This window comes from Faecalimicrobium dakarense, assembly GCF_000499525.1.
In the GTDB taxonomy this organism is placed as follows: domain Bacteria; phylum Bacillota; class Clostridia; order Peptostreptococcales; family Peptostreptococcaceae; genus Faecalimicrobium; species Faecalimicrobium dakarense.
The window spans coordinates 1-3,743 of sequence record NZ_HG529371.1 but is presented as its reverse complement, the minus strand read 5'-3'; the positions used below and the strand labels follow the sequence as shown (position 1 = coordinate 3,743).

At 27.9% G+C, this 3,743-nt stretch carries 4 protein-coding genes; 1 reads left to right on the top strand and 3 read right to left on the bottom strand.

What is annotated here, in order from left to right:
- Positions 1–8 precede the first annotated feature (8 nt).
- Positions 9–1,022 carry a hypothetical protein gene (locus tag BN899_RS12335; protein WP_042275787.1) on the bottom strand — a complete coding sequence of 338 codons (1,014 nt, stop codon included), beginning with the start codon at positions 1,020–1,022 and terminating at the stop codon, positions 9–11.
- Between the two features lie 182 nt (positions 1,023–1,204).
- Between BN899_RS12335 and BN899_RS12330 the strand changes: the two genes are divergently transcribed.
- Positions 1,205–2,572 (top strand): exosporium morphogenetic protein CdeC, encoded by a 1,368-nt coding sequence (locus BN899_RS12330; RefSeq protein WP_071162452.1) that lies wholly within the window; start codon positions 1,205–1,207, stop codon positions 2,570–2,572.
- Positions 2,573–2,616: 44 nt separating this feature from the next.
- On the opposite strand, the gene BN899_RS12325 is transcribed toward BN899_RS12330, so the two are convergent.
- Together BN899_RS12325 and BN899_RS12320 are read right to left on the bottom strand one after the other, a co-directional pair.
- Positions 2,617–3,258 carry a hypothetical protein gene (locus tag BN899_RS12325; protein ID WP_042275786.1) on the bottom strand — a complete coding sequence of 214 codons (642 nt, stop codon included), beginning with the start codon at positions 3,256–3,258 and terminating at the stop codon, positions 2,617–2,619.
- A gap of 9 nt (positions 3,259–3,267) precedes the next feature.
- On the bottom strand, positions 3,268–3,743 hold a 476-nt coding region (locus tag BN899_RS12320; RefSeq protein ID WP_042275785.1), incomplete at its 5' end, for an MATE family efflux transporter.

Here is a 3,743-nt window from a genome sequence, read left to right as displayed (position 1 = left end):
TTTTTATATTAAAAGCCGAGTATTCCAATATCATTAGCCGTTGTGAAAACAGAAGTAACATTATAAGGAATATCATCAACATAGTTAGATGAAAAGTTGGCTCTAGTAAAATCCTCACCCATACTAAATTTATCAGCTTCATTTTTACCCCAAGTTTTTCCAAAATCATTAGATATACAGGTATTTAGCCTTTCATAGTCAACCCATGACAAATAAATATTAGATTTATGTTTAATTAAACTAGGATATCTACAGACAGAAGGTTTTGTTATATAAGTACAAACGTCTACATCTAATTTATCATCACTTAAGTATCCGTTTATATATTTAACTGCATAACCATTATCTACTTCTTCACAAAATGTTAGGTGATAAAAATTCATACTATCTCTAAGCGCAGATAAATAGATTTTTCTTTTACCAGAATCAGTTATTTGAATAGGATTGCACCAAGTTAATGTATTAATATCAAATTTAGATAAGAATACCTCTTCATACCCATTTACCAGATTAAAATAATATACGATTGGGCAATTATTACTCCATGATACTGTAAAATTATTTAATACTAAATGACTTATAAAATCAACTTTATTTTCCACCCAAACACCATTGTGATTATAATGATGAAATAGTGCACAAGTATTAGTAGAGTTATTATTATAAACATAGTATAAAATATGAATATTATTTTTTATTTTTTTTATATATGGAAACATTAAATCAAATTTCTTATAATTAAAGCTTAAAACTTCTTTTTGAATAATCTCATTAGATTCTTTTTTTAACTCAACCATATTTAATGAACTATCTTTGTATATTCCATAAATATTATCATAGTCATCTAAATCAAAGTAAGAATTAGTAAAATCGATATTACTAGAATTAGCTAATGAATTAGAGGAAACCAAATTATCATCTTTATCTAAGTAGTCAAATTTAAGATCCTTATCAGAATAGATATGGCAAATATCTTTATTTGAAAGTCTAAGAATAGTAGAACATTTATTAACAAAACTCATATATATCCCCCTTATAGAAACATTTATACTATACATTATATTTTTTAAAAAATTATTTATTCTAATTTATCTAAGCTTAAAGTACAAGTAAGTAACAAATGATAATAAAACTGCATACTATTAATTAGGCTACAAAAAGCCAAGACACTTTAATAATTCATTTAAGGGGAGGAAGTTAAGAGATGCAAGATATGAAAAGAAGTAAAAGAAGAATGACAAATCAACAAGTAGCTCCTATAGTTAATAACGTTGAACCTAGTCAAAATCATTTAGATGAATGTATGGATGAAGAACTAAATAGAGGTTTTGGATGCAAACCAAAACAAAAAAACTGCGATTGTAAACATGACCATGATTGCAAACATGATCATGACTGTGATTGTAAACATGATTGCGATTGTAAACACGATCATGATTGCGACTGTAAACATGATCATGATTGTGATTGTGATTGTGACCACAATCATAAACACTGCGAACCTTGTGAGATAAAAGCAGATAAATGTGTTAAAAATCCATGTGCACATCCTCAGTGTGGAGGTCCTATAAGACCAGTATTATCACCAGCAAATGCTAGACCAATTGCAATAGAAACTAATAGAGTATTTGATACTATGGTATTCCAAACATTTACAGATGCAGTAGCTCCAAATGGAGAAACATTAGTTTTTGATCTTGATGTAGTAGAAGTGAATGGACCAGTTCCAAGAGGTGGCCAAGTAAGCGTAACTATAGATAAAGTATGTATAAATTTCTCTGCTATAGTAATAGATACAGGAAGAACTACTTTAGAAGACTTTGATATAGAACCATTAGAACCAAGTGGTAGACCTTGTGAAACTATCTTTGAATCTGCTGTATGTGGAAGAAGAAACGATAGATGCTGTAATCAAGGGTTAGGTCAAAATGTAGTTTATAAACAAAGAGGATTAAGTGTACTAGTAGAGGACTTGGTATTAGAACTAAGAGGTAGATGTGGATGTACAGAAGTAGTGGCATTAGCATTCCCAGCAGTTAAATTAATGGGTGGACAAATTAAGAGATGCTGTGATGTTGAATTCTTATTCAATACATTAACAGCTCCTATAAGTGTACCAGCTGATGGAAGAGCCTTTACTTTAAGACAAGAATTCATGACTAATTTAACTGTAGATTGTATAGGTAAAGCTTTATTAAGATGTGTATGTGATGAATGCTGTGAATCTCACTTTGAATTATGTATACCAAATGATATAGATTTAATAATGTGTTTAGAAGCTATAGTTAGCACATTAACAAGTGAACAAATAGTAGTTTTAGGATCTCAAAACGCGATACAACCAAGAGTCGTAGATACTTTTAATAAAGTATGTGATTTTAGAACATGTGAAGAAAAGAATAACGATGATAGAGACAGAGATAGAGATAAATGTAGAGACAGAGACAGATGCAGAGACAGAGATAGAGATAGAGACAGAGATAGAGATAGAGACAGAGATAGAGATAGAGACAGAGACAGAGATAGAGACAGAGATAGAGACAGAGACAATAATTGTGGATGTAATATATAGATAACAAAGATAAAGCTACCAATTTTATTGGTAGCTTTATTTTATTAAATTTTATATTTTATGCTATAACAATATTCAAAGATATCATCTTTAATATTTGAATCTTTTAAATCAATAGGACACCCACCTCGAAGCATAGAATTAGGAGATAGCCACTTTTTACTATTATTATTAAATACAAGTATATTATTATTAGAACTTCTATCGGATTTATTTAATGCTTTATATTCAAAAACAATATTAGATGAATCATCTATATTAAGTCTATAAAAATATCCATCATTTTTACAAATATTATTTATGGTATGTCTAGAAAACTTTGAATTTTTTAATGTGAAGTTAAAATGAGAAACTTTATATAATTCTTCAGATAGAGGATAGTTTTCTACAGCAAACACATTTAAATAATCATCAATTATATGTAATCTCATTTCTTTTATATTTCTAATATTATTAAAAACTTTACTAATGATTTTCTTTCTCCAAGTGCCATTATCATTGGTAAAATGAACTAGTTTTCCTTGTTTATCTATACCACAGATATGAATTTTATTGTTAGAATCGATATTTGCACAGTAAGAGAAAATATTATTAGCTAGCTTATCAGTGCGCTCGTTTATATTTTTTATATATAGGCAATTTTTATTGGTATATATGTAAAATGGTTTTATATCATTATTATTCATTGTAGCCTCCTAGTATTTAAATTTTTTTAAAGTTCTAATAAGAACTATAATATGTAACAAACATGTAAACATTGAAACAAATGTCATTGTATATATGTATGCATAAATATTAATACTTGGAACAGGAAGTAATAAGTAGAGTGCAATTAATTGAATAATCATACTAATGATAGTAATTACACTAGATGCAACTTCTTTTTTTATAGAATGAAGTATACCTGATAAAGTTTGATTTAAAGACATAAATAAAGGAACTAAAAACATTGCCTTTAAATATGTACCAGCCAATTTATTACCAAAGACTAATAAGCAAAGCTTACTTCCGAAGAAATAAAAAAAAGTAGAAGAGATAGCTCCAACTGTTATAGTTAAAAGTAGAGCATAATTTATTTTTTTTACAACAATCTTATACTTATTAAGTGCCATTTCTTGTGAAATACTTGGTATTAAATTTACAACTAAAGCAGAACCAACAGTAAAAGGAA